This window comes from Tannerella sp., from assembly GCF_052170195.1.
GTDB lineage: Bacteria > Bacteroidota > Bacteroidia > Bacteroidales > Tannerellaceae > Tannerella.
The window spans coordinates 64,959-84,032 of record NZ_JBQNAZ010000006.1; the positions used below are offsets into that span (position 1 = coordinate 64,959).

Genomic DNA, 19,074 nt, shown 5'->3' on the forward strand with positions numbered 1-19,074 from the left:
AGCAGGAAAATATCCAAAATAACGAAACATCGGCAGGGCTGCTCTCTCATCAATTACTTTTGAGTCGAAGAAAATATTGCCGTTGCGGTTCGGGGTAATGTTCTATGGCATATCGCAAAGCGGTACGCGGCATACGGAGTGCGTGTTGTTCGAGGAAACCCGTCAAAGCCTCCCTGTCGCGTTTGCCGACTTCGCGCAGCATCCATCCGACGGCTTTGTGTATCAAATCGTGCGGATGAGAAAGGAGTTTCTCGGCTAACGCGAACGTATCGGCAAATTCACCGTTTCGGATAAACGAGATCGTCGAAACAATCGCGATGCGTTGCTCCCACAGACACTTGCTTTTCGCCATCCGATACAGGATATCACGTTCTTTATCGAGTAAATACATCCCTACGATGGTGGGACAGGTCAGATCTACCAGATCCCAGTTGTTCGCCCGGCCGGCATGCTTCAAGTAAAACCCGTAGATTTCCGAGCGTTCCTTTTCGGAAGCCTTTTTGAATCGTTCCGTCAGGATCAGCAGGGCGCAAAGACGCGCTTCGTGATAATCGCTTCGCAGCAGTTTGCGTAGCTCCGACACGGGTGTCTTGAGATTCGCCTTGGCAATACTGCGGGTATGCGGCACGACGACCCCGATAAACACGTCGCCTTCGCCGTATTGACCGGGGCCTGTCTTAAAGAACCGTTGCAGATGCGCCGCCTTGGCCGGTGTGCCGACAGATTGTAATTCCGCAATGATGAAATCGGCTGTCATGGACGCAATACACGGCTGACGGGACGGTCGTCTTCAAAGAATCCGATGACGTTATCGCTGACGGCGCGCGCCATCTTGATGCGCGAATACGTAGTCTGCGTACCGATATGCGGCGTGAGCACCACATTATCCATAGTCAGCAGCTCGGGAGACGGACGGTCGTTGAACTCGAAGACATCCAACCCGGCTCCGTAGATTTCTTTATTCTGCAATGCTTTGATCAACGCCTTTTCGTCCACCATAGCGCCGCGTGCCGTATTGATCAGGATAGCTGTAGGCTTCATCTTCTTCAATTCCGCCTCGCCGATGATATGGTGTGTTTCGGAGGTGTACGGAGCATTCAGGGAGATAAAATCCGACTGGGTGAGTAGTTCGTCCATCGTAACGTATGTTGCCTCGGCCGTTGTTTCTTCATGAAGGTCGAGCCGGCGACGGTTGTGATAGATCACCTCCATGCCGCAGGCTCTGGCACGTTTGCACAAGGCTTTCCCGATACGTCCCATCCCGATGATGCCGAGCGTCATGTCCGTCACCGGCATCCCTAAGTTTTCGAGCGTTCCTCGTTTCATTTGGTCGCCGAATTGGCGCACTTTACGGTCGCATTCGGAAATGCGGCGAGCCGTATCGAGCAGGAGTACGAGCGCGAGGTTGGCTGTCGGCTCGGTTGTCGGCGCCGGCGTATTGGTCACCGTAATCCCTTTCTCCAACGCATACGCAACATCGATGTTATTGTATCCCACGGCATAATTAGCCACCAACTTCAGGTTGGTCGCCCGATCGATCAATTCCTTATTGACGGGAAAATCCAACATGGAACAGAGCACATCGTACTCCGGAATCATCTCCATCACCTCATCATACGTAAAATCTTCGCCTTTCGGCGGGAAGGTCACATCATACCTGCTTTCCAGCTCCGCGAATCCCTCGCGGAACATGTCATACGTAATTAATATCTTCTTCATGATCATTCAAAAAAACGGTTTACTGCCGGACAAAAATACGCAACATCCGTTGAATCCCATGAAGTTTTACTAATTTTGTGCCCTAAAGAAAGAAAAAATGGCATTGAACTACATTTGGATCGGATTTATCTTAGTGGCTTTCGTGGTTGCTTTGTGTAAACTGATTTTTCTTCAGGACACCGATGTTTTTACGCAGATTATCTCTTCGACTTTCGATTCGGCACGAATGGGGTTCGATGTATCCATCGGATTGACGGGCATTCTCTCTCTCTGGCTCGGACTGATGAAGATTGGCGAAAAAGCGGGTCTGATACATGCTTTTGCGCGGATCGCCTCACCCGTTTTCGGGAAACTGTTTCCGGAGATACCGAAAGATCACCCGGCCGCGGGGTCTATTTTTATGAATATCTCGGCCAATATGTTGGGACTTGACAACGCCGCCACGCCGATCGGACTGCGTGCCATGCAGCAGTTGCAGGAACTGAACCCGAAGAAGGATACGGCCAGCAATGCCATGATCATGTTTTTGAACATCAATGCTTCCGGCCTGACGGTCATCCCGATTACGATCATGATGTATCGTGCCCAGTACGGCGCAGCCAATCCGTCGGATATCTTTCTGCCGATTCTGCTTACTACATTCGTCTCTACGCTCGTGGCTATTATAGCTGTCGGCATTGTTCAAAAAATCAACCTTTTCCAACGTAATTTATTACTTTTCTTTCTGGGCGCTTTCACCTTTATCGGCAGTCTGGTATGGTTCTTTCGCTCACTCCCGCAAGAGAAAGTATCGCTATACTCGACGCTGTTCGCTAACGCGCTGCTTTTTTCCATCATCTGCGGATTCATCATTTGCGGAGTACGGAAAAAATTGAATGTTTATGACGCTTTTATCGAAGGCGCGAAAGAGGGTTTCCTCACCGCAGTAAAAATCATTCCCTACTTAGTCGCGATTTTAGTGGCCATCGGGGTGTTCCGGGCATCGGGAGCAATGGATTATCTCGTCGAAGGGCTTCGCTGGTGCGTAACGTCAGCGGGCTTGGATGCCACGTTTGTAGGAGGCGTGCCGACCATGCTGATGAAGCCGTTAAGCGGCAGCGGAGCACGGGGCATGATGTTGGATGCGATGGGAACATACGGTGCCGATTCGTTTGTGGGGCGGTTGGCCTGCGTGGCGCAAGGCTCGACCGATACGGTCTTCTACGTGGCGGCCGTGTACTACGGCAGCGTTGCCATCCGCAACACACGACATACGATTTCGTGCGCGCTGCTGGCCGATCTGGCAGGGGCGCTCACCGCAATAGCCATGACGTATTTATTCTTTTCAGTATGATTACTTATAATACGGAAGACGTAAAAATGCCTGTATTCCCCAAGCGCAAGACAAGTGCCTGGATTAAACGCGTAGCAGCTCTTCACGGCAAAACGGTAGGAGATATCGCCTATATTTTCTGTTCGGACGAGAAGATCCTCGACGTAAATCGCATGTACTTACAGCACGATTATTATACCGACATCATTACGTTCGATTATTCCGAAGACAACATGATATCCGGCGACCTCTTTATCAGTCTCGATACGGTCCGTACCAATGCCGAAAAATTCGCCGTGACATACGACAGTGAATTGTATCGGGTGATCATCCACGGCGTCCTGCATCTGTGCGGGATCGACGACAAAGCGCCGGGCGCCCGCGCCGTGATGGAACGCTACGAGAACGAGGCGTTGCAACTGCTCGATACGCCGCCGGCTACTTGAACAGTTTATAGAGATCTATCACCGGAGAAATATCGTAAACGGTTTTCCATTTGCTCTCGAACGGATCAAACTCCCGGCAGACTGTGCCATAGATCCCAAAGATCTTGTTGAACATCGCCGTAGCAGAGACTCCGTAGCCGGTCTGAGGAACGAAAGGCGAAAGCAGCATAGAACCGTGCTGCGCATTGTAGTTCGCCCCCATCGAGTATCGGCCGTAAGCTCCAACGGTAAGCCATGAGTTTACCTGATACGATGCCATAAGGTAACTCACGCCGTCATAATACGGGCGATGACCGAAATTATGGGTATATCGCATCGCGTAAAAACCGCTCTGAAGAAGGAACGACTCGTTGATATGGGCTTGAACGGCGCCACCGGCCTTATATACATCACTCATCCCCGGCGACAATTCTCTGCTGTTATACAGAAGAAGCCGGAGTTTCTGATCTACGGGATACGAAGTCACATTTAAATAGTCCGATAGATTCATTGTACTTAGCAGAGGATAACGAGAGGACTCCCATCGATCAGCGGGCAGATCGAGTGTCATCTTTATCTCTCGTTTTCTTTCTATCTCCGGCAAAACCGGTAGTCTCAGATTCAGCTTGCTTTCATTCTCTTGCGCATGTGCGGTAGGAAGCAGGAGAAAACACAAACTCCCTATGCCCCAAAACCTCCTTAGCATCCCGACGAACCGCGGCATTCGGCTTTCGTGTTGCCTTGTAATCTTCGTGATCGTAAACATGGTCTTATTCTTTAATACGCCAAAAGTAGAAAAAATATCTGATCTTGCATGAGTTCAAAAATTTATTTCCGGTTTTGTCACAACGGCGTGTTCTACGGTACACACCGTTTCCAAGACTTCGATAAGACTTTATTCCTTCGGTACTGCTTTCGCGGCTCTTTAATGCGCTATCTCTGTTTTTAAAAGCCTCTGTGCGGAGTTTAAAGAAAATCATATAAATTTGCAGCAAAATTAAGAATTATATAAAAACGTTTAATGGTCGGTTATGCGCCGTATGAGTTCATACGGCAGACGGTTAACCGAATCAAACAGTGAAAGTATGGATTATACATTCAGGGAAATCGAGAAGAAATGGCAGGCACGGTGGGTCGCAGATAAGACTTACGAAGTAAAGGAAGATGATCGTAAGCCTAAATATTATGTATTGGATATGTTCCCTTACCCTTCGGGGGCGGGATTGCACGTAGGACACCCGCTGGGATACATCGCCTCGGATATCTACGCGCGTTATAAACGTCTTCAGGGATTTAACGTACTTCATCCTATGGGGTATGACGCATACGGGCTCCCGGCCGAACAATACGCCATTCAGACCGGTCAACATCCGGAAGTGACAACGGTGAATAACATCAACCGTTACCGTGAACAACTGGACAAGATCGGGTTTTCGTTCGATTGGAGCCGCGAAGTGCGCACTTGTGCCCCCGGCTATTACCACTGGACACAATGGGCTTTCCTGAAGATGTTCGGCAGCTACTATTGTAACCGCACCCAGCAGGCACGTCCCATCGAAGACCTTGTGAAAGCGTTTGAAACGAGCGGTACGGAAGATCTGGATGTAGCCTGTACGGAAGTGCTGACGTTCACAGCCGGCGATTGGAAGGCGATGAGCCGGAAAGAACAACAGGAGACCTTGATGAATTATCGTCTGGCTTACCTTGGAGATACGATGGTCAACTGGTGTCCGAAGCTCGGTACGGTATTGGCTAATGATGAGGTAAGCGAAGGTCTTTCGATACGCGGCGGCTATCCGGTCGAACAGAAGGTGATGCGTCAATGGTGCCTGCGCGTGTCTGCCTATGCGCAACGCCTGCTCGAAGGATTGGAGCGGATCGATTGGACCGAATCGCTGAAGGAGACGCAACGAAACTGGATCGGACGAAGCGAAGGTGCTCAAATGTATTTTTCCATTGCAGAAAGTGACAAAAAGATAGAAATTTTTACGACGCGCGCCGATACGGTCTTCGGAGTCACCTTTATGGTCCTTGCCCCCGAAAGCGAATACGTGTCTGTACTTACGACCGACGAACAGAAAGCAGAAGTAGAAGCCTATCTCGAGTCCGTCAAACGACGCACCGAACGCGAACGCATCTCCGACCGGCGTATGACGGGTGTCTTCTCCGGTTCATACGCCATCCATCCGATGACGAATGAACCTATTCCTGTATGGATCAGTGATTATGTGCTCGCCGGATACGGTACCGGAGCTATCATGGCCGTTCCTGCGCACGACAGCCGCGACTATACCTTTGCCAAACAGTTCAATCTCCCGATTATCCCGTTGATCGAAGGGTGCGATGTCTCCGAAGAGAGCTTCGACGCCAAGGAAGGTCAAATGATGAACTCGCCGATGGCAGGTAAGGAACAGCCCGAGGGTTTGGTGCTCAACGGACTGAATGTGCCTGATGCCATCGCAAAGACAAAACGGTATATCGAAGACAAAAAATTGGGTTATGTCAAAATCAACTACCGTCTGCGCGACGCGATCTTCAGTCGCCAGCGTTACTGGGGTGAGCCGTTCCCGATCTATTACGATGCCGAGGGTATGCCGCAACCGATCCCCGAAGAGTGTTTACCGCTCAGACTGCCCGATGTCGATAAGTTCCTGCCGACCGAGACGGGCGAACCTCCGCTCGGACGGGCAACGACATGGGCTTGGGATTGCGAAAAGCGGCAAGTCGTAGAAAATACGAAAATAGACCGCCATACCGTATTTCCGCTCGAACTGTGCACCATGCCGGGGTTCGCAGGCTCATCAGCCTACTATCTCCGTTATATGGATCCACACAACGACAAGGCGCTCGTCTCACGGCAAGCGGGCGAATACTGGCGCAATGTCGACCTCTATATCGGAGGAACGGAACATGCTACGGGACATCTTATTTACAGCCGCTTCTGGAATAAATTCCTGTACGATCTCGGCGTTTCGTGCGAGGAGGAACCGTATAAAAAATTGATCAATCAGGGAATGATACAGGGACGATCCAACTTCGTATATCGCATTGTCGGTACAAATCAATTCGTTTCACTCCATCTGAAAGACAATTACGAAGTGACGCCGATCCATGTAGACGTGAACATCGTCGAAAACGATCAACTCGATATCGAAGCTTTCCGCAACTGGAATCCCGAATATAAAGATGCTGAATTTGTGCTCGAAGACGGCCGGTACATCTGCGGATGGGCGATTGAAAAGATGTCGAAATCGATGTTTAACGTCGTCAACCCCGATGTTATCGTCGAGAAGTTCGGCGCCGACACGCTGCGTCTTTACGAAATGTTCCTTGGTCCTCTCGAACAGTCGAAACCGTGGGACACGAACGGTATTGATGGTGTCCATCGCTTCCTGAAAAGACTGTGGGGGCTCTTTTACTGCCAAGTCGGCGAATGGGGTGTTACCAGCGACGAACCGACGGCCGACGAGCTGAAAGCGCTCCATAAACTGATCAAAAAGGTAACATACGACATCGAACATTTCTCATACAACACCTCCGTCAGCGCGTTTATGATTTGCCTCAACGAGTTGACGAGCCTGAAATGTCACAAACGTGCCATCCTTGAACCGCTGTTGATCGTGCTCGCCCCGTTTGCCCCGCATATCACCGAAGAGCTCTGGCATGCCCTTGGCAACACGACGAGCATCTGTGATGCGGTATGGCCGTCGCACGACGAGCAGTATCTGGTCGAAAGCTCGGTGACATACGCGATTTCATTCAACGGAAAGACGCGGTTCAGCCTCGAACTGTCGGCCGATTTGTCGCGCGAAGAAGTGGAGAAAGCTGCTTTAACACATGAGAACTCCGCCCGATGGATCGAAGGAAAAACACCCAAAAAGATCATTGTCGTACCTCATAAAATTGTAAATATCGTATTATGAAAGATTCGATTCGAAAAGTTTATTACCCTTTGAAGGACTATCTCCTGATCTGTCTCGGTACCGCCATGTATGGATTCGGATTCAATGGTTTCATCCTTTCAAACCAGGTGGTTACCGGAGGATTAAGCGGTATAGGCGCCTTAATTTTCTTTGCGACGGGTATACCGGTCTCCATCTCTTATTTCGTGATCAATCTTCTGCTGCTCGCTATCGCATTCAAAGTACTGGGAATGAAATTTTTGCTAAAAACGATCTTCGGTGTCGTAGCCTTGTCGTTCTGGTTCTGGTTCTTCGAGCAGTTGCTGGGTGGTAAACCCATCATGGAGAGTGGCGAAGTTTTTATGTCGATCATCATCGGCGCTTTGATATGCGGTACCGGTATGGGACTTGTGTTTTCGGCCGGCGGCAGTACGGGAGGCACCGATATCATTGCGGCTATCATCAACAAATATAAGCACGTATCTATTGGGGCGGGGATGGTTTTATTAGACCTTATCATTGTGAGTTGTTCGTATTTTATCTTCCATAATGTCGATAAGATTGTACTCGGGTTAGTGGAGATGGGAATCAACTCGTACATGCTTGACCGCATTCTCAATGCCAATACCCAATCGGTACAGTTCCTGATCTTTTCACGCAAATATGATGAGATCGTGGAGCGCATCATCAAAGACCTCGGACGCGGATGTACTATCCTCAACGGTGAAGGCGGCTATTCGCATAAACCGATGAAAGTAATCGTGCTTATCGCCAAACGGCGTGAGAGCGTAACCATCTTTCGTCTGATCAAGTCAATCGATAGTCAGGCATTCATCTCGCAAAGTGTCGTGCGTGGGGTGTATGGCGAAGGGTTTGACCCCATAAAAGCATAGCCATACAATTTTACGGCTTTAATTGCGTTCTTTTAACAGGTGAACATTTTCCGAAGATCGAATGTTTAGAAAGAAAAAGAAAAGAAGGAAATGTAGTGAAAACATTGGTATTTGCGACGAATAACGAACATAAGCTCAGGGAGGTGCGCGCCATGATGCCACCGGACATTGAGGTGCTTGGCCTCTCGGATTTGAAATGCTCCGACGAACTGCCCGAAACGTCTTCTTCGCTCGAAGGCAATGCGATGCAGAAAGCACGCTACGTGAAATTGAAGTTCGGATACGATTGCTTCGCCGACGATACAGGGCTGGAAGTCGATGCGTTGCGCGGTGAGCCGGGTGTCTACTCGGCACGCTACGCCGGACCGGAGTGCGACAGCACCGCCAACATTCGTAAGCTCCTTGGTAACCTCTCCGGAAAATCCAACCGCAACGCACGGTTCCGTACCGTGATCGCGCTGATCATCGAAGGCAGTGAGTACCTGTTCGAAGGAATGATTTACGGACGCATCACGCAGGCCATGCGCGGATCGAACGGCTTCGGATACGACCCGGTTTTTGTACCGGACGGATACAAACAGACGTTTGCTGAACTCGACGAAAACGTGAAGAACGGTATTAGTCACCGGGCGCGTGCCGTACGCAAACTGACCGGTTTCTTGAGTGGAATGTAAAACGGCAAGCCGTTATTGCACGAAAGAAAGAGCGAAACCAACCCATTTAACAAGCAAAAAACAATCAACAGCTATGAACATCCGATATTTGATTATTTGCCTGCTGGTTATCAGCACCTCCATCCGCTCACAACAGCATGAGAGATGGCGCACCCATCTGGCGAGTTACAACACGACGGCCGTAGCCGAAGCGGAAAACGACGTGTACGCCATGGCCGACGGTACGATTTACAGCTATGGCAAGAACGACAACAATGTCAAGATGTACACAAAGTTGAACGGGTTGAGCGATTCCGACGTCAAACTGATCCGTTACAACATGGCCGTTCACATGCTGGTGGTCGTCTATTCAAACGGCAACATCGACCTGATGAGCCGCGACGGAATGTATAACCTGCCTTATCTCAAGAATGCGGGCAATATTCAGGATAAAACCCCGAACGAAATCAACTTTGTCGGAGAGAGGGCGTATCTGTCGACCCACTTTGGGATCGTAGTGATTGACCTGAAGAAAAAAGAGGTCTCCGAGACGTATAAACTGGGCATGAAAGTGTATTCTTCATGCCTGCACGGAGAGATGATCTACGCCTCTACCGAACGAGGCCTTTACACCGCTTCCACAAAAGACAATCTGATGGATTTCAATAACTGGAAGCAACTCCCGGCTCATGGTGCGGATTTTGACAGCAAGAAAATCGTTCGCATCGGTATCTTTCAGAACAAACTCTGCCTCTGTATTCCCGGTGCCGGTCTCTACTACCGAAACGATGGCGGACAATTCATACCGTTGGTGAAACAGATTTATATAGAAGGGATGACTATTCAGGGCGACCACCTGCTGGCTCATACGGGCGGAAACCTTTATATCTACACGTCGCTCGAAAGCCCTCCCGAGATCGTCTCGCCCGGGGTTGTCAAAGATGTATCCACGCTCAAGAATACAAATACATACTGGGTGGCATCCGGCACAAAAGGATTGATCGGTATCCGGCGTAAGAATGCGAATGCGTTCGAAACGTTTGTTTCCGGACTGAATATCGAGGGGCCTAAACGAAACTTCTGCACCTTCATGACGGTACAAAGCGGCAAACTGCTGGTTACCGGCGGTGATCGTTGGACAGACCGCTTCAACCGTCCCGGAACATTGATGACATACGAAGGAGGAAAATGGACGAACTTTGACGAGACGACCGTCAATAAAGCTGCCGGATACGCTTGCCGCGACTATACCGGAGTAGCCGTCGACCCCGACGATGCCGGTCATTATTTTGTCTCCACCTTTGGGGAAGGTGTCATCGAAATAAAAGACAATACGTATGCACAATTGTATAATCATACGAATACGCCACTCGCTTCGGCATACAATTCTTCACCCAATTATGTGCGTGTGGGAGGTATCTCCTTCGACAAACAGAAGAATTTATGGATGACGAATTCCGGCGTCCAGAACGGTATTGTTGTACGGACAGCCGACGGGAAATGGAAATCTCTCTTTTATAAAGGAGTGAGTGGTGTCCCGCTGGTCGATAAAATTTTAATTACCTCGAAAGGACATAAATGGGTCAATGTGCCGCGCGGCACACCGGGACTTCTGGTATTTGACGATAACGGTACGCCGACAGACAATGCAGACGATAAATCCCACTTCTTTACCCAGCTCAGGAATGCTCGTGGCGATGCGCTTAACGTCAGCGCATTCTACTGCATGGCCGAAGACCTGAACGGTGAAGTATGGGTCGGCACAGACCATGGGCCGGTGATCTGTTCAACACCCGAAGCAGCGATCAAAGACCCGCAAAAGTTCTTCGGAAGTGTTATTGTACGTCCTAATGACGACGGATCGAATGGTATTTTTCTGGATAGCGAACAAATCAAAGCCATCGCCGTAGACGGTGGGAACCGCAAATGGATCGGCACCGGGAGTTCCGGTATCTTCCTCGTTAATCCTTCCGGTACCGAAACCATCGAACATTTTACGACCGAGAATTCCCCGCTCCTGTCGAACCATATCCAGAGCATTGCCATCGATCATAAAACGGGCGAAGTCTTTATAGGCACCGATAAAGGCATCATTTCCTACCTTGGCGATGCCACGGAAGGCAGCCTCGACTATTCCGATGTCTATGCTTTCCCAAACCCTGTCCGCCCCGACTTCGACGGCAGCGTAACGATTACCGGCCTGATCGCCGACTCGAACGTGAAAATTACCGATCTGAACGGGAACCTGATTTATCAGGCAAAATCGGCCGGAGGGCAGGTGACGTGGAACTGTCGCTCACACAAAGGACAACGTGTGGCTACCGGTATCTACCTCGTTCTGGTCTCCACCGCGCAGGGAGCCGAAAGTGTGGTCACAAAAATCGCGGTTGTCAAATAGATCGTAGTATAATCGTACGACGGCAGCATCGGAGTCTTCCGCGGCCTCCGTGGAGATACGCTGTTTCAAAATGTAAGGAAAGCTGTTAAGCCATCTGATAACCATCGTTAAGCAGGCGAAATACATCCGTTTATTAAACCACAACTGTGATCCAATTGGACGACAGTTGTGAAACAAGTCAAGGATACGTACCGAAAGGCTTAATAAGAACGATCCGCAGACTTAGTCAGCGCCATCGAATGGCTTCGATACTTCATCCAAATTCCTCCGCGAAACGCGAGATTTTCATTATCTTCACGTACGTTGCTTGACTCTTCGGGTAACAGCCGGGAGGAAAGTTATCATCTTCTTTTTTATGAAAAGAGCGATTTTTTGTGTAGATTTGTCCGTTTCAAAAGCAAGAATAAAATGATGAAAGCAGCGAATTACCATTTTGCGGAAATGATTTACCGTCAGGCCGAGAAGTATAACGATCGGACGGAATTACTTCATCGTGAGCCGAAGAGCGGGAAATGGATCAAAATTTCATGGGCGGAGCTTGCCGATAAAGTTCGTTTGACTTCACAGGCCATGATTGAATACGGGATCGGTGTACAAGAGAATGTCGGCATCTATGCGCAAAACATGCCGGAATGTTTCTTTACTTCATTCGGCGCTTACGGTATCCGTGCGGCTGAAGTACCGATGTATCCGACGAATTCACCTGATCAGATCGCATATATTATCCGCGAAGCCGAGATACGTCTTCTCTTTGTCGGAGAGCAGCAGCAATATAACAACGCCTTCAAGGTGCAGCAAGAAATAGGCGATACGCTGAAGAAACTCGTTATCTTCGACCGAAACGTGGTACGCTACCCCGAAGACCGGACATCAATTTACTTCGATGAGTTCATCCGTCTCGGCGATAATGCGCATGCCGAGACCAGCGCCAAAATTCGCCGCAACGAAGCCATTGATGGTGATATTGCCATGATTGTCTATACTTCCGGCACGACGGGCGAACCGAAAGGCGTCATCCTCACCCACGCTAACCTGCGCGAAACGATGCGCATTCACGACATCCGTCTGCCGATGGTCAACGATCATGATCTGTCGATGTGCTTTCTTCCGCTTGTACATATCTTCGAAAAAGGCTGGGCTTGCTTCTGTCTCTACAAAGGAGTACGGATGGCGATCAACCAATATCCGAAAGAGATCCAGAAAACACTGCCCGAAATACGCCCGACCCTGATGTGCAACGTCCCGCGATTCTGGGAGAAAGTATATGGAGGCGTACAGGAAAAGATCGAACAGTCACCGCAAATTATGAAGCGACTGTTTCACGCCGCGATCGAGACGGGACGGCGCTATACGTTCGACTATCGCAATATCGGCCGGAAACCGCCGTTAGGGCTTATGCTGAAATATCATCTCTATGATAAAACGCTCTTCACGATGGTGAAGAAAGCCGTCGGGCTGCAACGTGGAGTACTCTTCCCCGTTGCCGGAGCGCCTCTGGCCGATAACATCGCTGCTTTCCTTCTGTCGATAAACATACCGATCATTTACGGATACGGCCTCTCCGAAACAAGTGCTACCGTATGTTGCTATCCGACGAAGGAATACATCATCGGCTCTATTGGAAAAATTATGCCCGGCCTCGATGTACGAATTGATGAGGCCACGAATGAAATCCTCGTCAGGGGCAAGACCGTCACGACAGGATATTACAAAAAACCGGAGGAAACGAAAAAAGCTTTTACCGACGACGGTTTCTTCCGTACCGGCGATGCCGGCCGGCTCGAAGGCGAAACACTTTACTTCCTCGAACGAATCAAGGATCTGTTCAAGACGTCGAACGGGAAATACATCGCTCCGCAGGCCATAGAAATGAGCCTGAGCGGTAACATCTACATCGAGCAGTGCGCCGTTATCGCCGACGAACACAAGTTTGTCAGCGCTCTTATCGTACCGGCTTTTCCGGCACTCGAAGACTATGCTCGAAAAAAAGGAATCACCTACAGCGATCATCACGAACTGATCGGGAAAGAAGAAATCGTACGTCTCTTTCAATCGAATATCGAAGAGTGCCAGAAACATTTTGCTTCGTTCGAGAAGATCAAACGCTTTACGCTTCTACCTCGGCCTTTCTCGATGGAGGAGGGCGAGTTGACCGATACGCTCAAGCTGCGCCGCGGCGTAATAGCTCGTCGCTATGCAGCACAGATCGCCGCGATGTATAAAGAGTAAGCAGAAAAGTGTACCTTTGCAAACAATTGACTTATCCAATAAAACAGGCAGAATGTCGGTGTTGGCAAAGCACCGGCTGTAAAGAACGATGATTGAACTTTTCTATACGGGTGTGATTATCGGTATCCTGGTCTCGGCGCCGATGGGACCTATCGGGATGCTGTGTATCCAGCGAACCCTGTCGAAAGGACGATGGCACGGGTTTGTCAGCGGGCTGGGTGCGGCGCTGTCTGATGTTCTTTACGCAGCCTTTACCGGTTTGTTCATGGGGCTCGTTGTAAACTTTGTGGAAGCTCATCAGCAGCCGCTCCGGATATTCGGAAGCATTATGCTGGGCGTCTTCGGATATTACATATTCCGGAGTAATCCGGTGAAACAGTTGAAGAAGAACCGGGAGCACAAGATGTCGTTCGTTCAGGATTTTGTATCTGCTTTTCTGCTGACATTTAGCAATGTGCTAATTGTGCTCCTGTATATCGGATTGTTTGCACGGTTCGCTTTTGTCTTTTCGGCCAGTGTATGGGATGTACCAAGCGGTTTGGGAGGCATTGCCGCAGGAGCTGTCCTCTGGTGGTTTTTTGTCACCTATATCGTATCCAAACTACAGCGCTGGTTCAACATCCGCAGTATCCGTATTCTGAACCAAATTGTGGGAGGTGTGATCCTCTCGCTCTCAGTCGTCGGAATTATTTATGCTTTTATTGAATAAATAAGAGAATCTTCTTAAAATCAGAATTGTATCAAGTGCTATAAGTGGAAAATACGGATTACGGCTCATATTACATCATGCACTTTTTGACAATATATCGGATAAAATGAAGAGCAGGAGAAAACACTTCTATTCACTTATAAAGAGATTATAAGAGCTCTGAATTAGAATTCGTCATCAAGATTTGTTTGTTGAGGTCTTAATCCGGCTGGTATCTTTTGAATTCGGGGAATTGAAGAGTTAAAAAAATTTTTTTAGTTGCTCGATAATGAAGAAGTTGATCTCTTGGATAATGTCCATAACTTGTGCGATTTGTCCGATCCTCTTACGAGAAGCATCGTGCTTTGAGTAGATATCTAAGCAGTGATGCAATTAGTTTTCAATCACTCAATGCTCTTTTGGGTATAGAGGATCGATTGCATTGGCACCTCCGGATGTCCCTTTTGGAGAGGATGCTTTCCGAGCCGGAAAAGACCACTCTGTCACCAATGTTAATGCGCTTAAAAAGTGTGCTTTAGTCCTTGTATCGAACAAGAAGGACTGGTTGTCTGTCAAAAAGAGACGATTCAAGGCTGCTCTGAATATGAACTACTTCAAAGAACTATTCAGAACTTAATGCGATTGCCCCTAAATAACCCGAACCGATGTCGGGAGAACAGAACGACTCCTCCCTGCTTACCATTGTTATCCTGTTTTTTTACAAGAAGTGGATTTTTCTTTTTCGATTTTTATCGTTGTCTTCCAGACGAAAAGTTGAGAAGAACGCGCAAAAGAAACAAAAAAAAGAACTTTTTGTGAACAATCTTGATATGTCCCTTGTTCTAGGAATACAAACGGATCTTCTTCTCGGGCAAATTGCTACATAAGATAGACGAGAAGATCGCGGGTGTGAAAAATGAAACAGGCGGAACGGACACAGGTAAGGATGAAATAACCTGTCACATCGGTGAGTGCTTTGCTTCGAAACACAGCATCTCCCGGGCAGTCCGAATGCTCCGGAGCCCGAACGAGGGAACTCCGAATTCGAAGAAAAGGCTATGAAGGTCGGTATATCTTATCTTACCGATTTACCATAGATAAATAGTTGTTTGTTTTAGTTGATTTGGAAAAAGGTCAGACTGTGAAGTTCGACCTTTTTTTTGCTATCTACCCGAAACAATGTTTAGCTTATTGCGAAAGGTTGTCTGTCTGTTGGAAAAAAATCCCGTCAGACGAAAAAAACGTATTCCCTAAAAGAGGTAAATCCCGGAATCTACGGATTAAGCGTTTTCACGTGTTCTGCTACTTCTTCCATCAGCCATTTAGGTGTCGATGTTGCGCCACAGATGCCTACGCTATGGATATCCTTCGGAAGCGGCTCGGTAATGTCGGCAGCAGAGGTAATAAATACGGAACGAGGGTTTGCTTGGAGACACTGATCGAACAACATCTGTCCGTTTGAACTTTTCTTTCCGGCAACGAAATAAATCCAGTCATGCCGCAGGGCAAAGTCACGTATGTTCGGTAAGCGATTGGCCACTTGTCGGCAAATCGTGTCGAAATACTGGAAGGTTACGTCGGGCGAAATCCTCGCGCGAATGGCTTCCACCACTTCTCCGAAGCCGTCGAGAGGCTTGGTCGTCTGTGAAAAAAGTACTATATTTCGTTGAAAATCGAGTTTTTCAATGTCTTCGAGCTTTTCAATCACGATGGCCGTTCCTTCCGTCTGTCCGACAAGACCGTTCACTTCGGCATGCCCTTTTTTGCCGTAAATAACCAATTGCGTTCCGTTCTCTTTTGTTTCCTGATAGCAGCGATGGATGCGCTTTTGTAGCTGGAGTACGACCGGGCAGGTGGCGTCGATGATTTTTATCTGGTTCTTTTGGGCAAGTTCATAGGTTGAAGGCGGTTCGCCATGTGCACGGAGCAGTACGGTACGGTTACGCAGATGTGCCAGATCCGCATGTTCGATGGTGTGAAGTCCCAATGCTTTCAGTCGCTCCATCTCGAGGCTGTTATGCACTAGATCGCCCAAGCTGTAAAGTTCGTCGGTTTGCTTCAGTTCGCGTTCGGCACTTTGAATGGCTTTTACGACTCCGAAACAAAAACCCGATCCGCTGTCTATGGTTACTTTTACCATTTTTTATTTTTCTGTTGCCTTACGAAACTCATTCATCAACCATGCCTGCTGTTCAGCGATGGTCATGTCGGTGTTATCTAATTCGATTGCATCGTCTGCTTTGCGAAGCGGACTTTCGGCACGGGCCATATCCAGCCTGTCGCGCTCCTGTACATTTTTCAGCACTTCATCAAACGAAACGGATTCTCCTTTCTCACTCATCTCTTTTACTCGTCTCTGTGCGCGTATCTCGGCCGATGCGGTTACGAAAATCTTGAGTTCTGCTTGTGGGAAAACGACCGTCCCGATGTCGCGGCCGTCCATTACGATCCCTTTTGCTTCTCCCATCGCTTGTTGCTTTGATACCAGTGCACGACGGACGAACCCTAAAGCTGCAATCCGACTGACACGGTTCGATACTTCCATACCACGAATCTCTGCCTCCACCGGCTCACCGTTCAGAAACGTTTCCGACACCCCCGTTTCGGGGTTCGGCCGAAAGGAAATCTCTATGTTATCCATTGCCTGTTGCAATGCCGCCTCGTTCAGCGTGTCGCCATGGAAAAAACCTTGATGTATCGCATATAGTGTCACAGCTCTGTACATCGCGCCGGTGTCGATGTAGGCATACCCGACGGCCCTCGCAAGATCTCTTGCCATCGTACTCTTACCGCACGACGAGAACCCGTCAACGGCCACAATGATTTTTCTCATATTCTCTATGATGACTATACATTATATATTAAGGGTTCATTTCAGAGAGTGACATCGACAAACTCACCATTAGCGAGAGTGCCGACGGATGATAGCGTGCCACCGATGCACCGATATCGAATCGAGATACATGCAAGCCGGCACCAATCGAAAAACCACCCAATCTGTTTCCCCCCTCTTTCAGCTTCATATCCATGTTGGCCTTCGGATTATATCCCAGTCCGACCCAAAAATTGTCGGAAGGCAGAAAATCTACGCCGAACACGAGATGCTTGGCCAGTGTTTGAACAAAACTGTCATTGAGGTCTTTTTCAGTCAGCGTCTCGTCTACATATTTGAACTTCCATTGCTTCAGATGCATGGCTGTTACCGAGACACGAATCGGAGCATGCGCCATTCTTCTGGAGATTCCCATCTGAATGTCCCAAGGTAACCGTCCGCGCTCCGAGTCGTATGCTTTCAGTTGTGCTCCGATATTTTTCAAGACCACTCCGAAAGAGAAATTCTTTTCTTCGTCGTAATAGCTCAACCCTGCATCGACCCCGATCCCGAACGACGAATATTCAGCCAGATGAGAGTATAACATCTTCATTGAGAGGCCACCCCTCCATTTGTCCGAAAGATCGTACGAGTAAAAAGCCTGTAAACTCAGGTCTCTGGCTGAGAACTCTCCTTTGATCGTCCGTGACGCATCGACCTCTTTGAAGTTGCCATAACTGATGAACGAACCTCCGATCCCCCACGCTCCTCGCTCGCGGTGGGCTTTTGTATATATTGCGCTTCCGACATGGATATCAGCAATATAATTCATGTAATTCAGATTCACCATGCCATCCGTTTCTCCACCTAACAAGGCCGGACTGTGAAAAGCAAGCGAGGGGTCAGCTTCGATCAGGGATACCGTATGCCCTCCCAAAGCATTGGCTCGTGCCGAGGTCGGAAAACGTAAAAACGTAAACACTTCGCCACCTTCCTGCGCCGTCAGAAACCAGGGTAAGAGGCATAGTAGCCCTCCGATTAATCGTATATTTCTTTTTCTCATTCTTTCAAAAGCGTGTGCAAAAGTACATAATTTTATCACATTGTGATATTTTCATATCATGATACCATAACGGATAAAAACAAAAAAAGGTATTCGGGTGCCGACTTTTTTTTCTGAGATCAAAAAAAAATTAAAAAAACAAGTTTTTTCCCGCTTTCACATGCAAGCTGTAATTTTTTTGTCTATCTTTGCCTCCACGAGAACAAAATAAGAGTAATCATTACTTAAAGAAGATAGCTATGGAAATCAAGAAATCGCCTAAAGCAGACCTTGAGGGAGGCAAAGGACTAAGTATCCTGATGGGGTTGGTCGTTGGTTTAGCTGTGTTGTTTGTCGGTTTTGAATGGGGTACGCAAGAAAAAACCATTCAGCAGGATGAAGGCATAGCCGATATCATCGCAGAAGAAGAAATTGATATTACAAGACAGGAAGACACGCCTCCGCCGCCTCCGCCACCACCTTCTGTGGAGCAAGTTGCCGAGGTGCTGAATGTGGTGGAAGACAATGTCGAAGTCGCAGATAACAACTTGTTGTCATCAGAAGACGATCAAGCACAAGCACAGACACAAACGTATGTTCCGCCTGCTGTTAAGGTAGAGGAAGAGGAAGAATCTTCTCAACAAATTTTTATGGTTGTAGAAGAGATGCCGGAATTCCCCGGAGGACAAGCGGCTCTGATGAGTTTTATTGCCAAATCGATTAAATATCCGGTTGTTGCGCAGGAGAATGGAATTCAGGGACGTGTGACCTGTTCCTTTGTGGTGAATAAAGACGGTTCGATCGTAGATGCGGAAGTTGTTCGCGGTATTGACCCTTCGCTTGATAAAGAGGCGCTTCGTGTGATCAATACGATGCCCAAGTGGAAACCGGGTAAACAGCGTGGAAAACCGGTGCGTGTGAAATTCACGGTTCCGATTAACTTCCGTTTGAATCAGTAAGAAGCATAAATACAAACAGTAAAATTCTTTTTTCATTTCACA

General features: G+C 48.5%; 15 protein-coding genes and 1 pseudogene. 9 read left to right on the plus strand and 7 right to left on the minus strand.

Annotated elements, in window-relative coordinates; all coding sequences use genetic code 11:
- Nucleotides 1-49: 49 nt before the first annotated feature.
- On the minus strand, nucleotides 50-757 hold the full coding sequence (locus ACTTKA_RS03105; RefSeq protein WP_442723933.1) for a DNA alkylation repair protein: 708 nt from the start codon (nucleotides 755-757) through the stop codon (nucleotides 50-52).
- Nucleotides 754-1,719 (minus strand): 2-hydroxyacid dehydrogenase family protein, encoded by a 966-nt coding sequence (locus ACTTKA_RS03110; protein WP_442723934.1) that lies wholly within the window; start codon nucleotides 1,717-1,719, stop codon nucleotides 754-756. The genes ACTTKA_RS03105 and ACTTKA_RS03110 overlap by 4 nt, the downstream gene beginning before the upstream one ends.
- 97 nt (nucleotides 1,720-1,816) lie before the next feature.
- Between ACTTKA_RS03110 and ACTTKA_RS03115 the strand changes: the two genes are divergently transcribed.
- Nucleotides 1,817-3,052, plus strand: a complete 1,236-nt coding sequence (locus tag ACTTKA_RS03115; RefSeq protein ID WP_442723935.1) for a nucleoside recognition domain-containing protein — start codon at nucleotides 1,817-1,819, stop codon at nucleotides 3,050-3,052.
- Nucleotides 3,049-3,477, plus strand: a complete 429-nt coding sequence (ybeY, locus tag ACTTKA_RS03120) for an rRNA maturation RNase YbeY (protein ID WP_442713503.1) — start codon at nucleotides 3,049-3,051, stop codon at nucleotides 3,475-3,477. The genes ACTTKA_RS03115 and ybeY overlap by 4 nt, the downstream gene beginning before the upstream one ends.
- Here ybeY and ACTTKA_RS03125 read toward each other — a convergent pair.
- The gene (locus ACTTKA_RS03125; protein WP_442723936.1) at nucleotides 3,470-4,027 is read right to left on the minus strand and encodes a hypothetical protein; all 558 of its coding nucleotides are present in this window, start codon (nucleotides 4,025-4,027) and stop codon (nucleotides 3,470-3,472) included. The genes ybeY and ACTTKA_RS03125 overlap by 8 nt on opposite strands.
- Nucleotides 4,028-4,541: 514 nt before the next feature.
- Here ACTTKA_RS03125 and leuS point away from each other — a divergent pair.
- The 6 genes from leuS (at nucleotide 4,542) to ACTTKA_RS03155 (ending at nucleotide 14,240) form a co-directional block, all read left to right on the plus strand.
- Nucleotides 4,542-7,379, plus strand: a complete 2,838-nt coding sequence (gene leuS, locus ACTTKA_RS03130) for a leucine--tRNA ligase (protein WP_442723937.1) — start codon at nucleotides 4,542-4,544, stop codon at nucleotides 7,377-7,379.
- On the plus strand, nucleotides 7,376-8,251 hold the full coding sequence (locus ACTTKA_RS03135; protein ID WP_442713500.1) for a YitT family protein: 876 nt from the start codon (nucleotides 7,376-7,378) through the stop codon (nucleotides 8,249-8,251). The genes leuS and ACTTKA_RS03135 overlap by 4 nt, the downstream gene beginning before the upstream one ends.
- Before the next feature lie 95 nt (nucleotides 8,252-8,346).
- Nucleotides 8,347-8,925, plus strand: a complete 579-nt coding sequence (locus tag ACTTKA_RS03140; RefSeq protein WP_442713499.1) for a non-canonical purine NTP diphosphatase — start codon at nucleotides 8,347-8,349, stop codon at nucleotides 8,923-8,925.
- A 73-nt stretch (nucleotides 8,926-8,998) separates the two neighbouring features.
- Nucleotides 8,999-11,302, plus strand: a complete 2,304-nt coding sequence (porZ, locus tag ACTTKA_RS03145) for a type IX secretion system anionic LPS delivery protein PorZ (RefSeq protein WP_442723938.1) — start codon at nucleotides 8,999-9,001, stop codon at nucleotides 11,300-11,302.
- 408 nt (nucleotides 11,303-11,710) lie between these two features.
- Nucleotides 11,711-13,531, plus strand: a complete 1,821-nt coding sequence (locus ACTTKA_RS03150) for an AMP-dependent synthetase/ligase (protein ID WP_442723939.1) — start codon at nucleotides 11,711-11,713, stop codon at nucleotides 13,529-13,531.
- Between the two features lie 88 nt (nucleotides 13,532-13,619).
- The gene (locus ACTTKA_RS03155) at nucleotides 13,620-14,240 is read left to right on the plus strand and encodes a LysE family translocator (RefSeq protein WP_442723940.1); all 621 of its coding nucleotides are present in this window, start codon (nucleotides 13,620-13,622) and stop codon (nucleotides 14,238-14,240) included.
- A gap of 164 nt (nucleotides 14,241-14,404) precedes the next feature.
- On the opposite strand, the pseudogene ACTTKA_RS03160 reads toward ACTTKA_RS03155, so the two are convergent.
- The 4 genes and pseudogenes from ACTTKA_RS03160 to porQ form a co-directional block, all read right to left on the minus strand.
- Nucleotides 14,405-14,612 (minus strand): annotated as a pseudogene (locus ACTTKA_RS03160) (hypothetical protein); the annotation flags it as partial.
- Nucleotides 14,613-15,492: 880 nt separating this feature from the next.
- On the minus strand, nucleotides 15,493-16,359 hold the full coding sequence (locus ACTTKA_RS03165) for a 4-hydroxy-3-methylbut-2-enyl diphosphate reductase (protein WP_442723941.1): 867 nt from the start codon (nucleotides 16,357-16,359) through the stop codon (nucleotides 15,493-15,495).
- A gap of 3 nt (nucleotides 16,360-16,362) precedes the next feature.
- On the minus strand, nucleotides 16,363-17,052 hold the full coding sequence (gene cmk, locus ACTTKA_RS03170) for a (d)CMP kinase (protein ID WP_442723942.1): 690 nt from the start codon (nucleotides 17,050-17,052) through the stop codon (nucleotides 16,363-16,365).
- Nucleotides 17,053-17,080: 28 nt separating this feature from the next.
- Nucleotides 17,081-18,094: a type IX secretion system protein PorQ gene (porQ, locus tag ACTTKA_RS03175; RefSeq protein WP_442723943.1), complete on the minus strand. Its 1,014-nt coding sequence runs from the start codon at nucleotides 18,092-18,094 to the stop codon at nucleotides 17,081-17,083.
- Nucleotides 18,095-18,333: 239 nt separating this feature from the next.
- On the opposite strand from porQ, the gene ACTTKA_RS03180 reads away from it, so the two are divergent.
- On the plus strand, nucleotides 18,334-19,032 hold the full coding sequence (locus ACTTKA_RS03180) for an energy transducer TonB (protein WP_442713491.1): 699 nt from the start codon (nucleotides 18,334-18,336) through the stop codon (nucleotides 19,030-19,032).
- Nucleotides 19,033-19,074 lie beyond the last annotated feature (42 nt).